The sequence below is a fragment of the Lentzea sp. NPDC036955 genome, assembly GCF_055608005.1.
On the sequence record NZ_JBVJRC010000011.1, the window covers coordinates 201,652 to 221,201 of the forward strand.

The window sequence follows — 19,550 nt, forward strand, 5'->3', positions numbered from 1 at the left end:
CACCGCTGAGCAGCGCGTCGCGCCGGGCCCGCAAGGACTCCGCGATCGCTTCCGCCATCGCGACGATGTTGAGCGCGAGCTGTTCGCGAGGCTGAGAGCCGCGTACTCGAGCGTGAGGGACCGAGATGAGCGCGCGGGCGTGATCGACCTCGACTGTGCCCGTCGTCGACTCCACCACGATGAACCCAGCCTGGTAGAGACTCATTTCCAGGGCGTGCGCGATCTGACCGGCCATCTCGAAGACAGGCTTACCCCGCTCACCCGCGTGCACAGCCCAGGCGACCAACGCGTCGGGATCTGACGAGGGCGGTGGGGCCAGTGGCGGGGAGGTAAGGCACTCCTCGACGGTGGGCAGCTTTCCCTCCGCCATCAGCCTGAGTAGGTTTTTGTCATCGTCGGCCGTGCTTCCTGTTGAGCCGGCGATCACCCGGGTCAGCGCGCCTTCCAGCATCGACACCGAGAACACCGCATCATGTCCGTGCGTGACGTCGATCGCGCCGTTCTCATCGAGATGCGAGCCGCCGTAGGCGCTGGTACGGACTACTCGGGTGTCCAGTGCGTCCGCCTCTTCCAGCAGCAACCTCCAACGCTGCTCAAGCTCAGGGCCGGTCATCACCATCAAATCGGCCCAATGTCCGCGCAGTACCTGCTCACCCAGAGGTGCGTCCGCGAGCAGTTTCAGCGGGTTGCGGTCGAGATCCGACGGCGCGAACAACTGCTCGCCTGTCAGCTGGACGGGCTCGACCCGACCACCGGATACGGTCTTCTGCTCGTCGAGCAAAGCGATCACTTTGTGTCGCAGCACGTCTGCTCTGCGCCCGGCATCCGCGCAAGCGTGCACCAGCGTCGTGCGGATCTGGTTGCCGCCCTCGGCCGACCCCAGCCAGGTCTCGTCCAGGATGATGCGTTCGATCCCGGGGTGTCCCGCGACCGACAGTTCCGCCAGAACATGCCCGCCGCTACCGACGAAATTGATCCCGACCGGACCCCAGGTCAAGGCCACATCTCCGCCAACGTCTGGCTGAATGCCGTCACGGGCGCACCGCGCCAGGTAGGCGAGCAACTCCCCGATCGTGTCCGGGTCCGCCCACTGCGGTTCAGGCTCCGGTGCAAGGCCGAAGCGCGCGTTCTCGACGAGACTGTGTGGGGCGGCTGCCTCGGCGATCAGGTCCAGCGTTGCGGCCTGGGCGGACATCGCTCGAGCCTGCGTAACCTGTGGATCATCACTGGCCACGGCAGCCAGCAGTGCCTGTTCCTGCTCGACGAGCCGCGCGCGCAGCGCGCGAACCTCGCGCACCTGCTCCAGCAGCACGCCCTTGAGCTCGAAGAACGGCAGGTCCCTGTTGGTGTAGATGTCGCGCGTGCTGTCGCGGCGCACCACGTCCTCGGACTGCGTCGCGGGCGTCCACGTGTAGCTGGCCTGCTCCAGTTCGATGAGCAGCGTGCGACGCAACTCCTCCAGCGCGTCTTCGCGGTGCCCTCGCCGCGTCAGGACCTCTTGCACGATGTCGTCCTGTTCGGTGACGGAACCAGGTGTGCCAGCCAGTCGGCGCGTCACGTCCACATCGCTGTTCTCGGTGGCGGAAAGGTCGCGCAGGTCGAGGTCGACCGCGATACCCGCGAGCCGCAGTGCTGCCACGACGCCCTGGACGCGGTAGACGATCCGGTCCTCGGGATCGTCGTGAATCGTCGCGCCAGACAGGGTTCCCGTCGAGCGTGGCAGCGTCCACGTCAGCGCCATGCCGACCGGAGTGTCGATGGTGCGTATCTGCCACCCGGCACGCTCCCCTCGGATCGCCTCGGCGGCCTGGCTGCCTCCACCGCCGTACACCAGCGCGCCGAACTCACGGGAGTAGTGGACGATCACCCTGGGCTCGGCACCGGTCCCCACAGAACCGGTCCACGCGGCGCTGGCCGTCGTTGTGCCGGCCACTGGCGGCCAGGTCAGCTCGCCCGAGTTCGTGAACTCCAGCAGCTGCGCGCTTGTCAACGCGACACCATCGACCTTGTAGACCAAGCGCGTGTCGCGCCCGACCCGCTCGTTGCCCACGTCGACGTTGTGCCCGTTGTCCTGGCCCCAGGCACGAAGCCGATCAGGCAGAGCAGTGCGAATGGTCTCCACGATCACCGGCGGCGCAGGATCGCTCACCACCGTCTGGTCAGCAGTGCCGATAGGGCCATCAGCGCTGGCCTCGGCTTCGGCGTTCTCCGATCGGGCTTGTCGGGCACGGGCACCTGCCGAGTCCGCCAGTTCCGTCAGTCTTTCCCGCAGCATGGGTGAGGCTGGCTGGGTGATCCACGCCGGGTCGATGCTGAGGGTGTCGAGCACCGTGCCGGCGGGCGAGCGCAGCTCGACCACCGCATCGACGAAATGCAACTGCAGACCTCGCCACCGAACAACGTCCGGACCTTGCCCGATACCCAGGTGCGGAGGCTCTGTGCCGTCGCGTGCCGCCCGCGCGTATCCGACAAGGGCTCGATCTGTTTCCAGCACGTGCAGGATGTGGGGCATGACGCCGTCGACGACGAAGCGATCCGCGTGCGGCTCGCCCGCGAGCGCGCGTTTACTCGTCGCCGCGAGTTCTTCCAGCGCTGCGGCCCGCTCAGCCGACATGGGCACCGGCGCCGGTTGCCCGGCCGGGCCCATCTCGGGTACGTCGTCGCTCGCTCGGGCAGCCTGTGGTTCGTGCAGCGTGCCGGCACCCTGTGCCGCAGCCTGAGGATGCGTGTCGGTGGCCAGTGGCGCGAAGGCGTGTGCAGCCCGCATCGAGCGCTCGCGGAGCTCTTCTGCTGTTGCCGGGAGGTCAGCGGCGTTCTCGACCATCGCCCAGCCGCCTGCTGCGATCCAGTCCAGGCGCGGCCGGACCAGTGAGCCGGGCTCGAAGTCTGGATAGGACACCTCTACGTAGCGGCTCATCCGGTGGTCGCGCCAGCTCGTCGGCACGCCCAGCACCGCTCGGACAGGATCTTCCGCCTGACCGGTGCCAGGAACTCGGTCGACCGAAATGTCGACCCGGTTACGACTCGGCGTGATGCCGGAGATCCGCCACACCGGTGGCTGGTGCACGCCGCCCGCGGACCAACTTGTCCAGGCGACGTGGTCACCGGCCTGCGCACGCAAGAGCCGTTCGATCTCGGACGGTTCCGGTGAGTGCAGCTCCGCGATCACGTTCGCAGCGTGGCGCAGGAGCGCGGCTCTCGGCTGCTCGGGATTGAAGCGGTCATCGTCGGCAACCGCGTCCGCGCGCTCGCGAAGCAGATCGACTGCCTCGCGGGGATTGCCGCCGAACCCCAGCACCATGGCGACGCGCAGGAGCCGCATCGTCTCCTCGTCGGCCGCACGCAAGGCCACGTCGTGCTCGAACGTCACGTTGATCGGGTAGCGCACCCGCAGGTGGCGAATCACCGTCTGCAGCTCGCTCCACGAGGGCTCCGACAGCCGGCCGCCGATCGTGTCGTTTGTGCGTTGCGCCAGGCGATCCGCCGCGTGCACGAACTCTTTGGTGCCGGTGACGGCGGGGAAGGTGGCAGCGAGGTGCATGATCGCGGCCGAGTGCAGCGCGGCGGCACCACTGTTGCGGCCTAGGCCAGCGGCAGGAGTCGATCCATCATCGTTGAGGTCGGTCCACTGGCGCACCGCGCGCCGCACGTCGCCGGCGCTCTGTGTCCAGTCGATCTGGCGGCCGGTGAAGTCGGTCAAGCACTCCAGCGCCTCAAGGTAAGCCGGGACGGCCTCGTCCGGCAGGGTGAAGCTCGCCTCGGTGCGATCGTGGTCGGACTCGCGGGGGCTGACCTCGTCGATCTGGTGCAGGGCAGGGTCGATGCCGCGCATCAGGCGGCCGACCTGCATGCCGGAGGCCACGTGCACCACGAACCACCGTATGGGCCCGTCTTGGAGCTTCGCCCGCCAGGCCCACAAGGCCCCGGACGGTGACGCGACCGCGCGGGACTTGGAGAACGTGCTGATCGTCGGCTTGCCGATATTCAGCGTCTGTAGGTGCGCGACAGCGTCTTTTTTCGTGGGGAACGGCGACATCGCGATCGGCGTCGGGTTTGCCGGCCGCCGCACGATCTGAAGCAGCCGCCCACCATGCCCGGTCTGGGAGGCACGTGCCGGAGGGGCTGCAGTGGCAGCCATGGATGCCGGGTCGTCGGGGTGCGACTGGGCCTGTGGTGCCGGGCCTAGCGCGTCCTCAGCGGGAGCGGAACCGGTCTCGTTCTCGCCAGGCGTCGCCGCCGGGACCTCGGCCGACGCTTCGTGCGACGTGGCGATCGGCTCCGTCGCCGGGGACGCCGGTAGACCCCACGCAGCGCGTGCTGCTCGGACCAGTTCGTCGTCGGGGTCGAGGGTCAGATTCGGGTCGTTGCTGTCCAGGACGAACACGTCGAACGTGCCGTCGTCGAATCGCACGACCTGGGCCGGAGCCTGATGCTTGGGATCGTTCGGCCGCACCATCGCCTCACCGGTGACGCGGCCCACGCGCGGGCGACCGTCGAAGCCTTCGGCGGTGGGCGCGGCGAACAGCACCATGGTGCCTGCGGGGACGTGCCGCTCGTCGTCGGCGGGCTGCACGATCTCTCTGTCCGCGCCCCACGTTGCGTGCGAGGTCGGAGCGGACAGCCTCCGCCCCATTCCCGGATCGAGCCCGGCGCGCTCATGATCGGCCGCCCCGAGGAAGCGGACGTCCACTTTGGGATTGCCGGCGAAGTCGAACTGGTGAAATCCGCCGTCGGCGAACTCGATGCGGTAGGCCTCGGTCATCGGCGTGTGCCCGCGGTTCATGCCCTGCGCGCGCTGCCGCTTACCCTGCAGCCACGCCTTGCCCACGCTCGCCACGACAGCGACGTGGCCGTCGAGACGAACCTCGTCTCCAGGCGCGATTTCGGTGATGTCGCGGCGAAGGTGGAAGCCCTCGACGTCGACCGTGCCACCGACTGGGCCAGGTGCTGGCGCCAGTTCACGCCGGGGCACATGAACGATTCCGTGTCGTTCAGCCCACGCGCTGGCGACCTCGGCGCGCACTTCGTCGAAGCGACGCCCGGCGCCGTCCCGCCAGCCCGCCACCCACGCGTTGCCGTCGGCGGTGAAGGGAATCAGTGTGCCGTTGCCGCCTCGCAGGTCGGCCAGCTCCTGTGCGAGCTCGGCCACTGCTTCCCGAGTGACCTTCGGCGGCTGGCGGCGGTCGGCGTGGAGGAAGTCCCTGCCCTCCAGCACAGTCCAGCCGTTGGCGAGCAGACTCCACTTCGAGGTGTCAGGAGAGGTGATGAACAGGCAGCCGTCGGCGGCGCGGTAGGACTTCGGCGGCTGCTCGAACGTGAGGGGCGCCGCCTCGGCGATCTCCTCGCTGTCGATAATCTCCTGCTGGCTGCGCTCGAACTCGCGTCGCTCGCCGCGGGTGTGCTTCGCCCGCGTGCGGCGTGCCTGTGCTCGTGTCCAGCTCGCACGGTAGGCCTGGTCGTCGTGCGCTGAAGGCACCACGACGTCCGTGTCGTGTCGTGGGATGACCAGCCGCTCGGGTAGTTCTCGCTCGTCGGCCCACTGACCGCGCACCGCGCTCACCAGCGCCTGTGGCGTCGGCGGCCGTTCCTCGTAGTCGACGATCAAGAGGTCGATCATGCCCTGGGACGCCGCGACGAGCGTGAGCCGCTGCTCGCCGCGGTACCACTGCGAGGACCGCGATCCTGCCGACATTTCGGGGCGGTCGTCACGAATCCACGCGTGCGCGGTGAGGAGCACTTCCCACAGCCGGGTGCCAGCTGCCGCATCGGGCGCGGCGCTGGCAGGCAGAGCGCTGCTTGTTCGGGCGATCTGCGTGATGACGGCGTGACGCCACAGCTGTGCAGCGGCGGCCGCGGTCTCCACGGTGTCCACGATCGTGGCGCGGATCGAGTCGCTGTCAGGGCTTCGCGAGTCCGGCAACCGCACCTCGTAGCTCAACCGCGGGTCTTCTGCGGTCGCGATTCGGGCCCGAAGCCCTTCGCTGTGCTGGACCATCGTGACGTTGAGGCCCGCCCACTTCCATGACTCTTTGGTGACTCCCACCCAGCGGGAGACCGCCTCGTCATGGGTAATTTCCATGCCGCCCGGTGTGTACCAGGAAGTGGCATCGATGGAGGCCGCGTGCGCCGAAAGTCGCGTCAGCGCGGCGACCTCGGCCAGGCGGTCTCGCGTCCATGACAGGGTGCGTCCGCGCAGACCGGTCGCAGCCAATGCGGTGATCTGCGCCGACCGAGCCTGCAGGTCGGCGAAGTCAAGCTCGCCGAGCAGGGAGTCGACCAGCTGGGCGGCCGCCAGGTAGTTGCAATGCTCGCGCACCTCACCGACCTGTGAGGCAAGTTCGAGCACCTCGTCCTCACGCTGCGGATGAAATGCGGTGGCCACGGTGCGGTTGCGGTGGTCAACCCGGCTCCCTTCGACCCCGGTGCCGAAGGTGTGGGCATAGCCGTTCGCCGCGAGCTCGTCGAGCAGCACCGACATCCTGGCCCAGGACGGATCAGTGCCCTCGTCGATGCTGAGGGTGTCGAGAACGTCCTGCCCGCGCCGTGCGACATCGGGCTCCGTCGCGGCGAGCGCGGAAGGCTCGTTCGCCTCGCCGCTGTTATCGGAGTCGGGAATGGCCGCCTTCTGCGCAGAGAACTCCATCGCCGTAGCCGCGACGTCGCGGGAGGAGACCTCGTCGGTCTGGGCAGGCGACGCGAGTGAACCGGGCAGCGCAGTGGCTTCGGGCGTGAGCGGTGTCAGCCGCATGCTGCGCGCCAGTTCGCCGACGACCTGTGCTCGTAACCGATCTGAGGACTGCTGTGCGGTCCTGATCGCAGTCGTGATCGCGTCGAGCATGCTCGTGCCGGTGCTGCCAGCCGAGCTGGGCAATCGAACCCATACCGATGCCGCCTGCCCCGTGGCAGGCGTGATCTGAGCCTGTCGGCCCGTCGGACCGCCGTGTACGGCGACGGTCAACGCGCCGAACTTCATCAGCGTCCCGCGCGCGGAGTCGTCCCAGACGCTGAGGTCGGCGTCGGTCCGCAGTTCGCCCTTGCCGGGAGACGACAACGTAGCCGTGGGCGCGAGCGCCGCTGCTTCTGCGACGCCGAGCCAGGCGGCGGCCTCCAGGAGCCGGTCGGTGCCGAACCTTGCCGCATCGCCGGCAAGGCCGGTGTCCCTGATCCTGCGTGCGAGCGCGAGGCGGTCGTCGATGCCGCTGAATTCGGTGAGGATCTCGCCGATGGCATGGTCGGCGGCGTTCGCGTTGATCTGCTGCCGTAGGTCGCGAATGTGCTCGTGCAGAGTGCGTGCCTCGTCGGCGGAGGCATCCGCGGGGCCGGTCACCACGAGCCGCTGTTCGATGTCGAGTACGACGGAGCCGGCCTCACCGGAGCGTGTGTGCGTGAAACCGGCGTCGGTCAGCTCATGCAGCAACTCGTCCCGCAACTGGACTGCCTCGCGGTCAGAGCCGGCAGCTTCCCCGCGCGTGCTCCGCGTACTGCCCGTGCCCGAGTCGCCGATGTCCGGCGCCTGCCGGGTCCAGATGTCATCGCGTGCTGCTGCTGTTGCTGCGCTCGGTGCCACGGCCGGGCCGCGGTTCTGGGGCACGCGGGTGACCGGCTCGGCCACCTCAGGCGTCTGCGGTGGTATGGGAGAGCCACCACGGTGTGCCGCAGGTCGCGTCGTGGCCGAAGAGGAAGGCGTTGGGTGCGGCTCGCCGCTGGTGCCAGGCGAGGCCGCATCGGCAGCCTGGTCGGCGAGTGGCGCAGGCTGCCCCGCTGCGTTGCCGGCGTAGTCGTCCAGCTGCTCACGGGTGTTGTTGATCAGGTCGGCGAGCTCGGTGAAGCGGCCTGAGGTCCACGGCTGCCCGAGCAGCGTCGCGCCGTCGTCACTACGTCGGCTGAGCTGGTAGTCCCACGGCTGTCCCTGCGACGCGATGTCTTTGCCGGCGTGCCGGCTGACCGTGATGTCCATACCGGACGCGTGCCGTCCCGACCACACTCGCGTGTTGCGGTCCGGACCGCGTACCTCCGAGAGAACGGTCTGGTCCGGCAGAGTGATCGTCCGCCCTGGCGCCGCGGGCAGTCCGAGCTCAGCGGTCCGGTCGGCGGACGGCGACTGCGTATCCTCGAGGAGCTCGCTGGCGCGGTCTGCCGGCAGAACAGCGCCCTCGGACGCAGTCAGGTGCTCGTCGCGCAGGACGACGAAGTCACCGTCGATCTCAGGGGCGGTCGGGTCCAGAATTCCCGGAGGCAACCGCGGCCGGTCGGGGATGTCGACATCCGATTCGCCGATCTCGCGCAAGTAGCTGATCAGAGTCCGCCGCTGCACGTGCACGTCGTGCGCCTGGCGCGCCAGAGTGAAGACCTGCTCGTTCTGTTCCGAACGCTTTGTCGCCCGCTCGACGGCATCGGCGTCGGCGGACGCTCGCACCTCCAGAACCGCGAGGGTGAGCCGGTCGCGCTCGGCGCGAGCGTCATCCAGTTCCGACTGCTTGAGGAAGGGCTTGCCGAGCTGACGACGGGCGGCTTGCGACCGGTCCCTGAGTTCGGCGCTCACGGCGCGGCGCGCGTCGACGTCGGCGCGCGCCGACGCCAGCAGGTCGGTCAGCGCCTGGCGGATGCGGTAATGCTGCCCCTTGTTCAGATACTGCAGCTTGAGCTCAAGCCGGTACTCGTGGACCGTCGAGACCAGTCCGTGCGGCCGGATCACAGCGTTCAGCGCATCTTGGCGCCAGCCGATCGACCGCACCTCGAAAGTCAGGCCGCAGCCGTTCCAGCGCAACGTCGCGCCGGCCTTGCCGATCGGTTCGATCCCACGCTGGACCTCGGCGGCGCTGCGCTTGCCCCTGGCCGCGGCGCGGGCGTCGAATGCCTTCTTCGCGAGTTCTGCGAGCACGGTGTCGACGTGCTCAGCGGCGATGGGGTGCTCGTCGTCGGTGAAGAACCCGGCCCGTTCCTGCGGGACGCTCTGCGCGGTGTCGGCCACTGCCTCCAGAGCGCTGGCCTCTGCGTCGTGGACGGCGGCGAGCCGGTCGTTGCTCGTGATCTGGTTGTCCAGCCGCCGTTGATCACGGTGGTGTGCGGCCGCGAGGTCGCCGAGGGTCTTGACGGTCTGCTCGGCGGTGGCCAGATCCATCAGCATGGTGTTGCCCGACGCCAAAGCTTTGACCTCGGCGTAGTTCATCGACAGGTCGCCGATATCCTCGACTTCACGCAGGCTGGGATCGAGCTTGCTGCCGAACAGCTCGCGGAGGAACGTCGCCTTGTAGTCGAGCTTGCCGAACATGAACGCGTCGAAGGTCTCTTCCGCGACGTAGGTGGTGATCTCGACCTTTCTCGGCCATTCCGGCGGGATCGGTTCTCCGCGCCTGCGCATCTGCGCGATGAGGTCCGCCAAAGCGACCATGCGCGAGCCGGGCCGGACGCCGCGGCCTTCGCGCTGTTTCATGTCCGAAGGCCGCCACGGCGCGTCGATGTGATGGATGCGCACGAGCCGGTCCTGGACGTTGACGCCGACGCCGCCCTTCTCCGTCGAGGCAAGCAGCACGGAGACCTTGCCGCTGCGGCAGTCCGAGAACAACTGCGCTCGCTGCTGGTCGTTGCGTGCCTCGTGGATGAAACGCACCCTGTCGCGAGGAACACCTTCTGCGACCAGGCCTTCGCGGATCTTCGAGTAGACCTGGCCCGGTGTGCTGTTGGAGTCGCGCTTGTCTTTCCCGCCGGGCGTACCGAGGTCGCAGAACACCAACTGGAAGCCGCCGCGCTGGCCGGTGACAGCATCGGCCTCGTGTTTGGAGTCTGCGGGGAACTGCAGGTTCTGCGTGCGGCGGTAGGTGGTGACGATGTTGTCGATCGCCTTGTCGTACTTGCCCGGCAGCGGGTCGTAGACCTTGACCATTTCCGGGTCGATGGCGAGTTTGCGGGCGTCGGTGGCGATCCAGAGGATGTTGTCCGCGCCTGGCTCGGGCCGCTTGCCCTTCACTTCCTCGGCGCGCTGGGCGATCCAGCCCATCGCGGCTTCCTGGACCCGCGTGCGCGGAACCACCTCGTTGACGCGGTCGACGGGCGGCAGTACCAGGCCGAGCTGTTCCTGCGACTTGATGTCCGAGCGCTCCCCGAGCAGCATCAGCAGCTCGTAGACGTTCTTGAACCGGGTGGGCCGACGCTTCATGCGCGGTGTCTGCCCGTCCGGTGAGATCTCCTGGACGTCTTCGAACAGCACGCACCAGCGGGCCCACGCGTCGGGGCTGTGCATCGCCAGCTCCTCAAGCCGCTCCGGCATGAGGTAGTGCTGGACGACGTAGAGCTCCAGCATCGTGTTGGACACCGGGGTGCCGGAGAAGAACGTCGCCACCCGGTCGCGTTGGCCGCGCAGCCAGTTCAGCTTCATGTCCAGATCGGACGCGCGCTTGGACGCCGCCATCGAGAAGCCCTCGGTGTGGCAGGGCACCTGGAGGTTCTTGAAGTAATGGAATTCGTCTACCAGTAGGTAGTCGACGCCGAGCTGTTCGAAGTAGATGGACTTGTCCGAGCCGGCGTAGTCCAGCAAGGCCCGGGAGCGTTCTTCCAGGCTGGCGATGAGCTTCTCGACCTGCTTCACGCGCCGGTCGGAGACGCCGGTCTCGTTGTCCTCGGCGTCGACGGAGCCCATTGCGGCGGTCAGTGACGCACGGTAGTGCGCGGCGAGGTCCGCCAGGTACTGGGACTGGAACTGCTCGTGCATGGAGATCTTGGTGAACGCCGGGTGGGTGATGATTACCGCGTCCCAGTCCTCGCTCACGCAGCGGCGAGCCCACAGCTGGCGGCTGCGCCAGTCCGACATGCTGTACTCGTCGGCCACGAGCAGCTTGATCCCGGGCACGCGCTGCTTGATCTCGCGGGCGATGTCCTCCAGCGTCGCCTTCAGCACGACGATCATCGGCTTGTTCGCGAGCCCGAGCTGCCGCAGCTTCACGGCGGTCATCGCCATGATCGTGGTTTTGCCGCCACCGACGTCGTGCCCGCACAGGGCCGCCTTGTTGGAGATGGCTCGATAGACCATGTCGCGCTGCGACTGGTACGGCACGAAATCGGCGGCCATGCCAGGAACGGTCAGGTGGGAACCGTCGTAGTTGCGCAGCACGGTCGCGTTGAAGGTGCGGTTGTACTTCTCGCACAGCCGGTCCGCGCGGTCGGGGTCCTCCCACAGCCACTCGCTGAACCGGGCCGCGATCAGCTGCTGCTTGGCTTTGGCCTGCAGGGTCGCGTCGCGGTCGGTGACGGTGGTCTTCTTGCCGTTCTCCTCGACGGTCGTCGTGACTTCGGCGACGCCACCGTTGAGCTCGGTCTCGATCAGGGAGTAGGCGTCGCGCTTGTCGGTGCCCCACTCGGAGGAGGCCTCCGGCCGCGACCGGTCGTATTTGCGTCCCACCAGCAAAGACCAGGTGGAGGTCAGTGGCTCCCGGCGCACCGCGAGCTGGCCCTTGGGCTTGAGCAGTTCCCGGATGAAGGCCTCGACGTCGCTCTCCGGGATCCAGGAGGCTCCGAGCTGGCCGTAGATCTCACCCGGTCCGAGATCACGCGGCTGCCGCTCCTGCAGGGAGACGACGTTGCGGGAGTACACCTGCGGCTCTCGCTCCGCCGCGGCGACGGCCTGGTCGAGCTTGATCCGCACATCCCCGGAGAGGTACTCGCCGGCTTCGGTCCACTCGCGCGTGATCGGATCCAGGTACGCCAGGTCACCGAGGACTGCTGGTACCTGCTCGACGGTGAGATCCAGCAGGTTCGCGATCGTGGGCAGGTCGAGCCGGTTGTGCTCGTCCAGGCTCAACGCGACCGCGTCGGCCGCGGAGTTGACCTGGGTGAGGCGGACCGGGGCCTTGTTGACTCTGGTGGTGAAGATCGCGTACTTGGTGGCGGTCTGGTTGTCGCGGTCCCAGTCCTCCAGCGCCAGCACGGTCGTGTAGTCCGGGTCGGTGCGGAACCGGTACATGATCTGCGGGAGCCGTTTGGTGACGGTGGGGAGCCCGGTCTCCTCGTCCGGCTTGCCGGTGCTGATCGTGACCCGGTTGACGAAGCCGAATCGCGCGACGTAGTCGTCGTAGCAGTTGTTGAGGTGCTGCCTCAGCCCTACGAGCTCGGCGTCGATCCCGGCGACTGCCTGTGTGGTGGTCTCGTGCTCGGCGCGCGCTCGCTGCTCGTCGTCGCGGGCGGTCTCGAGTGCGGCATTTGCCTGACGAATCGTGTCCAGGGCCAAAGTGCGGGTGGTCGCACCGGGCAGTGGGCTGTCGATTCGGGCGATTGGTTCGGTGAGGGCCGTGAGCAGCACGGCTTTCGCGGCCGCGATGCCACGCTGGCGGCGTGCGGCGGCGTCGGCGCGTTGCTCGGCGCGCTGCGCCGCACGCTCCTGGTCGAGTGCCTCCTGCTCCCGCTCCTGGACGGCCAGGGTCGCATCGCGCAGCGCGACCAACGCGGTCAGCTCGACGAGCGGCTTGCCCTTGAGGTGCTCGAACTTGTACTCGTCGTTCGCGTGGTCCACGGAGACGTGGTCTGCGGGTTCGTGGGTCGCAGGGTCGTGGTCCAGGTCCGGGTCCGTGTCCTCTTCGGACGTGTCGGTGGATTCGCCGGGACGGTGGGCGAGTCCTTTCGCGTAGTCCTTCAGGCGATCGGGGATGTCGGCGTGCTCGCCGAGCTTGGCGCGGGAGTCCTTGAGCAGGTGCGCGATCTGCTGCGCCAGATCCGCCCGCCCGTCGCGCTCTGCCCGCATGTCTGGGTCGGTGGCTTGTTGCGCGAAGATCCAGCCGGCGTCGTCGGCATCGGGGCCCGTGGCCTGCTCAAGCCAGGCGAGGTCGCCGGTGTAGACCAGCAGGCGGCACGCCTCCTGGACGGCGAGATCACCGCGGTGGCGGATACCGGGGTCATCAGGACTCGGCTGCCAGTCGGGCCGCTCGATACGCGCCTTGAGCGCCTTGGCGAATGGGCCGGTCAGCCGGTCACGTGGCCTGGGCACGCGGATCGGCCGCAGTTCGCCGTCCTGCACGACCATGGCCCGGCCGTCGACGATGTGGAACGACCCTTCCTTGCGACCGTGCTCGTCCAGCAGCGTGTTCTCCGTCGTGATCAGCGTTGCGGACGGGTCGACCTTCCACACGCGGTGCTGCTGATCGGGCTGGTCTGCGGTCAGCGACGCGACGGCTTGCGCAAGACCCTGTTCCCACGTGCTCATGGACTCCGACGGGGAGAACTGCACGGACAGCGTGTGGCCGAAGCGGCCGCGCTGGGCACGCATCTCGCCGACGACGAGATCCGGGCGGGTGAGAAACAGGCGGTTGACCTGGGTGTCGAGTTCCGGCACGTACTCGGTGTCCAGCCACGTGCGATCGTGGGTGCGCACGTCCTCGTCGCTGCGCCGCCGCCGCAGGACCAGGATGTCCGCGGTGACCTTGGTGGTTTGCCACACGGCGCTGGGCAGCCGGATCGCGCCGAGCAGGTCGGCCATCTCGAACAGCCGTTGCCGTGCGGCGGCGTTGTCCTTCGCGCCGTCGAGTGTGTACCGGCTGGTGATCAGCACCGCGATACCGCCGGGGCGCATCGTCGCGAGGCTGCGCCAGATGCAGTAGTTGTGCAGGTTCGTGCGCACCTCGGATGGTGCGCTGGGGTCGTACACGAGGTGCTCGGCGAATGGCACGTTGCCCAGCACGGCGTCGACCGAGGTGACCGGGATCGGGGCCCGTTGGATCGCGCCGGTCATGATCTGCGCGTCCGGGTGCATCGCGGCCGCGATCGCCGCGGTGGTCGGATCCCGCTCGATGCCGAGCCAGCGGACGTCATCACGCAATCCGGCTGGGGTGTGCTCCATGAACACGCCGGCACCGCACCCAGGCTCAAGGATCCGGCCGCCGCCGAACCCCAAGCCCTGCAACAGCTGCCAGCACGCTTGGGTGATGTGAGGTGGGGTGTAGAACGCGCTGTAGGTCGCCTGGCGGGCCTCGATCTGGTCAGCGGGCGGCAGCAACCACTCAATCCGCTCACCGATCTCCGCCCAGGTACCCGCGCGATCGGGCTCGAACGCGTTGGACAGCGATCCCCAGCCGGACCAGCCTTGCAGGACCGCGCGGTCGCTGGCGGTGGCGGCGTTGCCGGTGTCGCGCAAGTCGTTGAGGACCTCCAGCGCGGCGAGACTGGCTCGGGCACGGGCAATCGGCCCGGATGGAGCGGCGGCCTGCGCGGTGTGCTCTTGTGGTGTGGTCATGGCTGCTCCCCCGAGGACTGCTGTGGAAGCTCGGCGTGGCCGAGTTCCTGGGATCCGGTGCTGTGCCTTTGGGGGGTGCAGGCGTTGAACGGGCCGATCGGGCTGGTCAGGACGGACAGGTGCGGGTCGAGGTGGTCGCGCAGGAAAACGCTGAGCCAGGTCGCCGACTCCTCGGCCGACAGTTCGCGGAACGCCAGGTACAGCGCCATGAACCGCTCCACCGCGTCGATGTGCTCCCACCATTGCCGGCACCAGCGGATTCCGCCGCCCTCACCGGTGGTGGTCGTCTTGCGGGTCAGCGGCGCGATGTGGGTGTCGACCCATGCGTAGACCTCGGCGAGCTGGGGGAGGTCGTCGACGGGTGGCGGGGGCGTCTGGCCGCCCGGCATTGTGGGCGTCGCAAGGCCCAGGGTGGCGAGCACCGCGGAGGTGTCGACGGGCCCGGCGTCGAGGTTGGCTTGACGTTGCTGCAGCGCGGCGGCCATCGCATCGGTGCTCTCCGCCGCGGTCATCGAGACTTCGGTGAGCACGGCTTCGAGTTCGTCCAGCCCGCGACCGGTGGCCTCGGACTTGTCCGCAGTGACGCGGACCTGCTCGGTGAGGAAGAACTGGTCTCGTTCCACCGCCTCGAGGCGCCGCTGCATGGCCTCGTGGGCGCCCGTGACCGCGACCAGTTGTGCTGTCAGCTGCTCCAGCGTGATCGGCGCGCTCACCGCAGACCACCCGCCATGGCGGCGTGCTCGGCGCGCAGCGCGGCCGCGACCGGGTTGTCCGGGCCCAGCTGGTCGACCGCCGCGTTCTGGATCAGCGCGGCCGCTTCCTTGGCGTAGTAGGAAATTTCCTGCTTGGTGCGGTTGTCCTCGGCGTACCAGGGCCGCAGGGTGAGCATCGCCGGGCGGCGCCCGGAGGTGAACAGCAGTGCGGTGGTGCGGTTGAGCGCGGCGATGTCCGCGGCGGTGAGGATCCGCTCCGTGCGCAGGCTGCGTGAGGTTGAGGTGCCGCCCGCCGAGTGACTGGTGGAGGTCTCTTCGATCTTGTGGTCGCCCACGAGGCGGGAGAGGTCCTCGCAGAAGTCCGGATCCGCGACGCCCGCTCCGATCGTCTTGATGGTCGCCGCCGACCACAACGCGTCGAAGCCGTCCTTGCCCCAGACCGCCCGGCCCTGCTCCCGCGACTGCAGGATCGTGGTGACCATGATCCCCATCGACCCGAACCACGAGTACCACGACGGCAGCTGGTCCAGGCCTCGCACGATGTTGGCGGCCTCGTCCAAGGGCACGGTCAGGGGCGGGTCCAGCCGTCCGCCACGGGCGCTGGCGGCCCGCGTGGCGACCTCGAACAGTTCGCCGACGATGGCCGCCACGATCGGGCGGGCGCTGCCCGCGCCCTCACGGCACAGCAGGTACATCGTCGGATGCCGGGTCGCGGCCGGGTCGGGAATCAGGGTCCACAGGTCCAGCCGCGGAATCGAGGCCGGCTCGGCGGGCGGTTGCTTCCACGTGTGCGGCGGTGTGATCCAGCGCAGCACCCGTTCCGATTGCAGGCACGCCAGGGCGGTGGCGACGCCCTGGTAGATGCCGCCTCGGGTCTCCCAGGGCAGTTCGGTGGTCGAGCGCAGCGCGACCGCCTGCTCGACGTAGCCGGCTGACTCCAGATGGGCCGCGGGTTCCTCGGATCGGGTCGCGACCCAGGACACGACGTCGCGGAAGGTCAGCTTCGCGCACGCCGCCGCGAGCACGAGTTGCTGCAGCAGCGCCGCCGAAGCCGGGGTGAAGAACGGATCGGCGCGTTCGGTGCGGCCGACACCGCCGCCGACCTCGGACATGAAGTAGGCGGCCAGTCGCGCGGAGGACTCGTAGTCGGTGACCGAGGCGAGAAGGTCGATCCACCACGCCTGCGGCTGGAAGGTGATCCCGGAAGGGTCGAACAGGTAGACGGGGCCGACCTTGGCGCGCAGGCCTGCGGTCAGCGACCACACGTCGCTTTTGTTGCTGGTGGCGATGACTGCGCCGGGCGCGGTGAGGATCTCCGGGACCACGCGCGCGGAGGTCTTGTTCGATCGTGGCCCGCAGATGACGAGCTCGACGTCCTCGGGCGATTTGAACACCCTCGTCCCGCCGACATCTCCCAGTGACGCGCCGATCTCGCGGGCTGCGAGAGACTTCGGGTTCTGCTGCGCGAGAGAGGGCCGCAGTCCTTGTGCCCGGATCGCCATCGCCTCGTGCTGCATCTCGGCGAACTCACGCGGCGAGGTCATCGCTCGCAGGCCGTCCTTGGGCCGGCGCCGGGCGGTGACGAGCACCGTCACGGTCACGGCGGTGCCGAGCAGCAGAACTGCTTGTCCGATCAGGATGGTGAAGAACAGCGGCCGGGAGCCATCGGGGCCGATCAGCCCGGCTACACCGTCGCGTTTGAAAGCGGTGGCCATGTCGCCAAAACCAGGCACCGAAAACAAGTCGCCGGCGGCCAGCTGTGCGGCGATCCACACCACGGACAGTGCGAGGAAGAACAACCCGACCGCCCCGGAGACCAGCCACGGGGCCACGGGCATGGCTCCGCCGGCGTGGCGGCGGCCGTTCGGGTTGCTCATGCCACTGCCCTGCCGGCGGTCTGGAACGCCGAATCGGTGTTGTAGAGAGCGAGCTCGTTGGGGGTCAGCCGCATCCGCACCGGCAGTCCGGCGCGTTCGCCGGACTTGACCAGGTACAGGCCTCGGCCTGGGTGGCGATGTCCGGGAACCCAGGTGCCCGCGGACTGCCAGCCGGCCAGCATCTGCGCTTCGCGGTTGGACAGCTGCACCGCGAGCGAGCCGAGTTCACTGGCCGGCAGCCCGCCGTAGACGTGAACGCCGCACCGCGCGGCGATGCCCCGGGCCTTCGCCACGTCCTCCGCGGTGGGCAGGGCTCGCAGATCGTCCATCGAGTGCGACAGGAACAGGCTCGCGACGCCCTTGTGCCGGTTGAGCCGGGTCATCCGGTCGCTGCGCTCGACCAGGCCCGGCCCGGCGCGCAGGGCGCGCCATGCCTCGTCCTGGATCCACAGGATCGGCCGTCCCGCGCCCGCCTGGCGGGCCTCGATCATGCCGCTGCCCCACGCCCAGGAACACAGCATCGCGGCCGCGACGATCTGGTCGGTCTCCTCGTCCAGCACCGACAGGTCCAGGCTGACCGCGGGTGAGTCGGCGTCGAGCCGCGCCGTGGTGCGCCGGTCGAACAGGCCGCGCAGCGGCCCGTCGACGAGCAGGTCGAGCGCGGACAAAACCTCGCGCATCAGCGCGAAGTAGCGATCGAGGTCGCCGCCGACCCGTGCGGCGTTGAGCATCGGCTCGGGCGGATGGTCGAGGACCTCGCGCACCTCGGGGATGGTGGGCTGGCCGTCGTCGCGGGCGTCGGTGGCGAGGTCGAGCGCGCGGCTGATCAGGTTGCGCTCGGTCGGGGTGGGCGGCCGGTCCAGTTCCAGCAGCAGCAAGCCTTCCAGCAGCGCGGTCTGCCGGGCCCGGATGGTCTCGCGCAGGGCGTCGCGTTCGCGGCCGCTGATCGTCGTGGCCAGCAGGTGCCGCAGTGGGCCGGGGTCGAGCGGGTTGATCGAGTCGTGGCCGCGGCCGAGCTTGATGACGGTGCCGCCGAGCCGCCGGATCAAAGGCGAGTACTCCCCTTTGATGTCGGCCGGCACGAACGCCAGCCACCCGAACGCCGACAGGCCCAGACCGAGCCGTTTGGCGAACGCGCTCTTGCCGACGCCCGGTTGTGCCTGCACCCACACGCCGGTGTTGGTGATGAGGCCCTCGCGCAGCCACTCCCCCGGATGCAGGCCCACCGGTTCGTGGGTGTGCAGGTCGTGCCCGATCGGGACGCCGCGCACGCGAGCGCCGGAACCGCCGACGAACGGGAACAGACCGGCCAGTTGCGTGGTGGTGCCCTGCCACAGGGTCGCGCTGCCGACGTGGTGGTCGCGGCCGCCGCCCGGCACCGGCCAGCCGCGTGCCGGCGGTACCGGCATCGCCCTCAGGTCGGCGAGCGGATCGGTTGGTGCTGCAGCGCGTTGCGCCGCGGCGTCGGCCACGGACCGTGCGATCTCGCGTGCCGGATCGGGCGCGTTCGTGCTGCGGCGTCGGAACAATCGGACCGTCATGAGTGTCGTCCCCCCGGTTGACACAAGCTGTTGCGGTGATCCGCGCCAGGTCCCCCCGGACGGCGCGGGCGGACGCGACTAGCCGCTGGTCATCGCATCGAGCCTCCACGCGGTGGCGATGTCGCGGGCGATGACGGTGTTGGCGATGGCGGCGTCGGCCGGGCGCCGGCCCAAGCCGCAGCCGGCGGCGATCGCGGCGACAGGCCCGTCGAGCAGAGCCTCGACGAGGCCCAGCACGGTCTCGGACTCGGTGCGGTGCCGTTCGGCGATCAGACCCGCGATCAGCCGGACGTTGCGGTGCAGCCGGCGCAGAGGGCGATAGAACTCGGCATCGAGTGACGGCGGGTCGTCACCGGTGACCATCGGAAAGTGGATCAGCGGCACCGGCTCATCGAGGCGATCGCACAAGTCGGCCAGCGCGTTGGCGAACAGTACCGCCGGGGCGAGATCGCGGGGTCGGAACAAGGGCTGGTGGTTCAGGTCGCCGTAGCACAGGTGCACCACCCACCGGACCGTGTGCGGTGCCTCGAGCAGCAGATCGACAATCTGTCGCGCGAGTCTGCGTGCCAGCGCGGGCCGCGCCCACGCGGGCGCGCGGTGCAGCAGCGCGAGGATCGCCGGGGACTCCAGTTGCACCTCGAAGTCACCGTCCCACTGGTAGGCGCATGCGGAGACCTCCCGCGTCACCACCTGCTGGAACACGCTCATCCAGCGCAGCACCGCGGCAGGGTTGCCCAGGGTGAACAGCGCGAGGTCCAGTGCGTGCGGAACACCGACCTGCTGGGGCGGCAGCAAGTCATGCGGGTACTCGAACCGCAACTGCTCCCGCACGGCCATTGCCTCGGCCAGCGCATGCTCCCGGCCCAGGACGAGCTCGTCCGGATCGAGCTCGAACCCGCGCCGCACCCGGTAGTAGCGCGGATCGGTGTAGTCGCCGTAGTCGCCGTAACGCCGCACCTGCAGGCACCGCGCCGCGGTCAGGCCGAGTACGTAGTCACGGATCCAGTTCGGGTTCGGTTCCCAGACCAGCGCCCGCAGCCCGACCGCGCCGACGGTGTCCAGCTGCCAGCGCAACGCGGTCGTGGCGTCCGCGCACAACGGCTCAGGCAACGACCCGACCAGATGCACCCGGCGCGCCGGGACGGGTGTCGGTGGCCTGCTGGTTGCGGTCATGGTGATGTCCCCCTGGAAGTGATGGCTGTGT

Annotated in this window: 5 protein-coding genes (1 of these 5 running past the window's edge); all 5 read right to left on the reverse strand. The window is 69.0% G+C overall.

All coding sequences use genetic code 11. The features are described 5' to 3' along the window. On the reverse strand, positions 1–14,215 hold the start of the coding sequence (locus ACZ7CF_RS34460) for a UvrD-helicase domain-containing protein (RefSeq protein WP_470371689.1). The gene continues 14,549 nt to the left of window position 1, outside the view; only the first 14,215 of its 28,764 coding nucleotides appear in the window; its start codon is at positions 14,213–14,215; its stop codon lies beyond the left edge, outside the window. Next, a complete protein-coding gene (locus ACZ7CF_RS34465) occupies positions 14,212–14,928 on the reverse strand; it encodes a DUF4913 domain-containing protein (protein ID WP_470371690.1) in 717 nt (238 codons plus the stop codon). Before ACZ7CF_RS34465 ends, ACZ7CF_RS34460 begins: the two co-directional genes overlap by 4 nt. Continuing rightward, positions 14,925–16,805 carry a type IV secretory system conjugative DNA transfer family protein gene (locus tag ACZ7CF_RS34470; RefSeq protein ID WP_470371691.1) on the reverse strand — a complete coding sequence of 627 codons (1,881 nt, stop codon included), beginning with the start codon at positions 16,803–16,805 and terminating at the stop codon, positions 14,925–14,927. Before ACZ7CF_RS34470 ends, ACZ7CF_RS34465 begins: the two co-directional genes overlap by 4 nt. Next, positions 16,802–18,346: a hypothetical protein gene (locus ACZ7CF_RS34475; RefSeq protein WP_470371692.1), complete on the reverse strand. Its 1,545-nt coding sequence runs from the start codon at positions 18,344–18,346 to the stop codon at positions 16,802–16,804. The genes ACZ7CF_RS34470 and ACZ7CF_RS34475 overlap by 4 nt, the downstream gene beginning before the upstream one ends. Positions 18,347–18,424: 78 nt before the next feature. Then, a complete protein-coding gene (locus ACZ7CF_RS34480; protein WP_470371693.1) occupies positions 18,425–19,519 on the reverse strand; it encodes a hypothetical protein in 1,095 nt (364 codons plus the stop codon). Positions 19,520–19,550 lie beyond the last annotated feature (31 nt).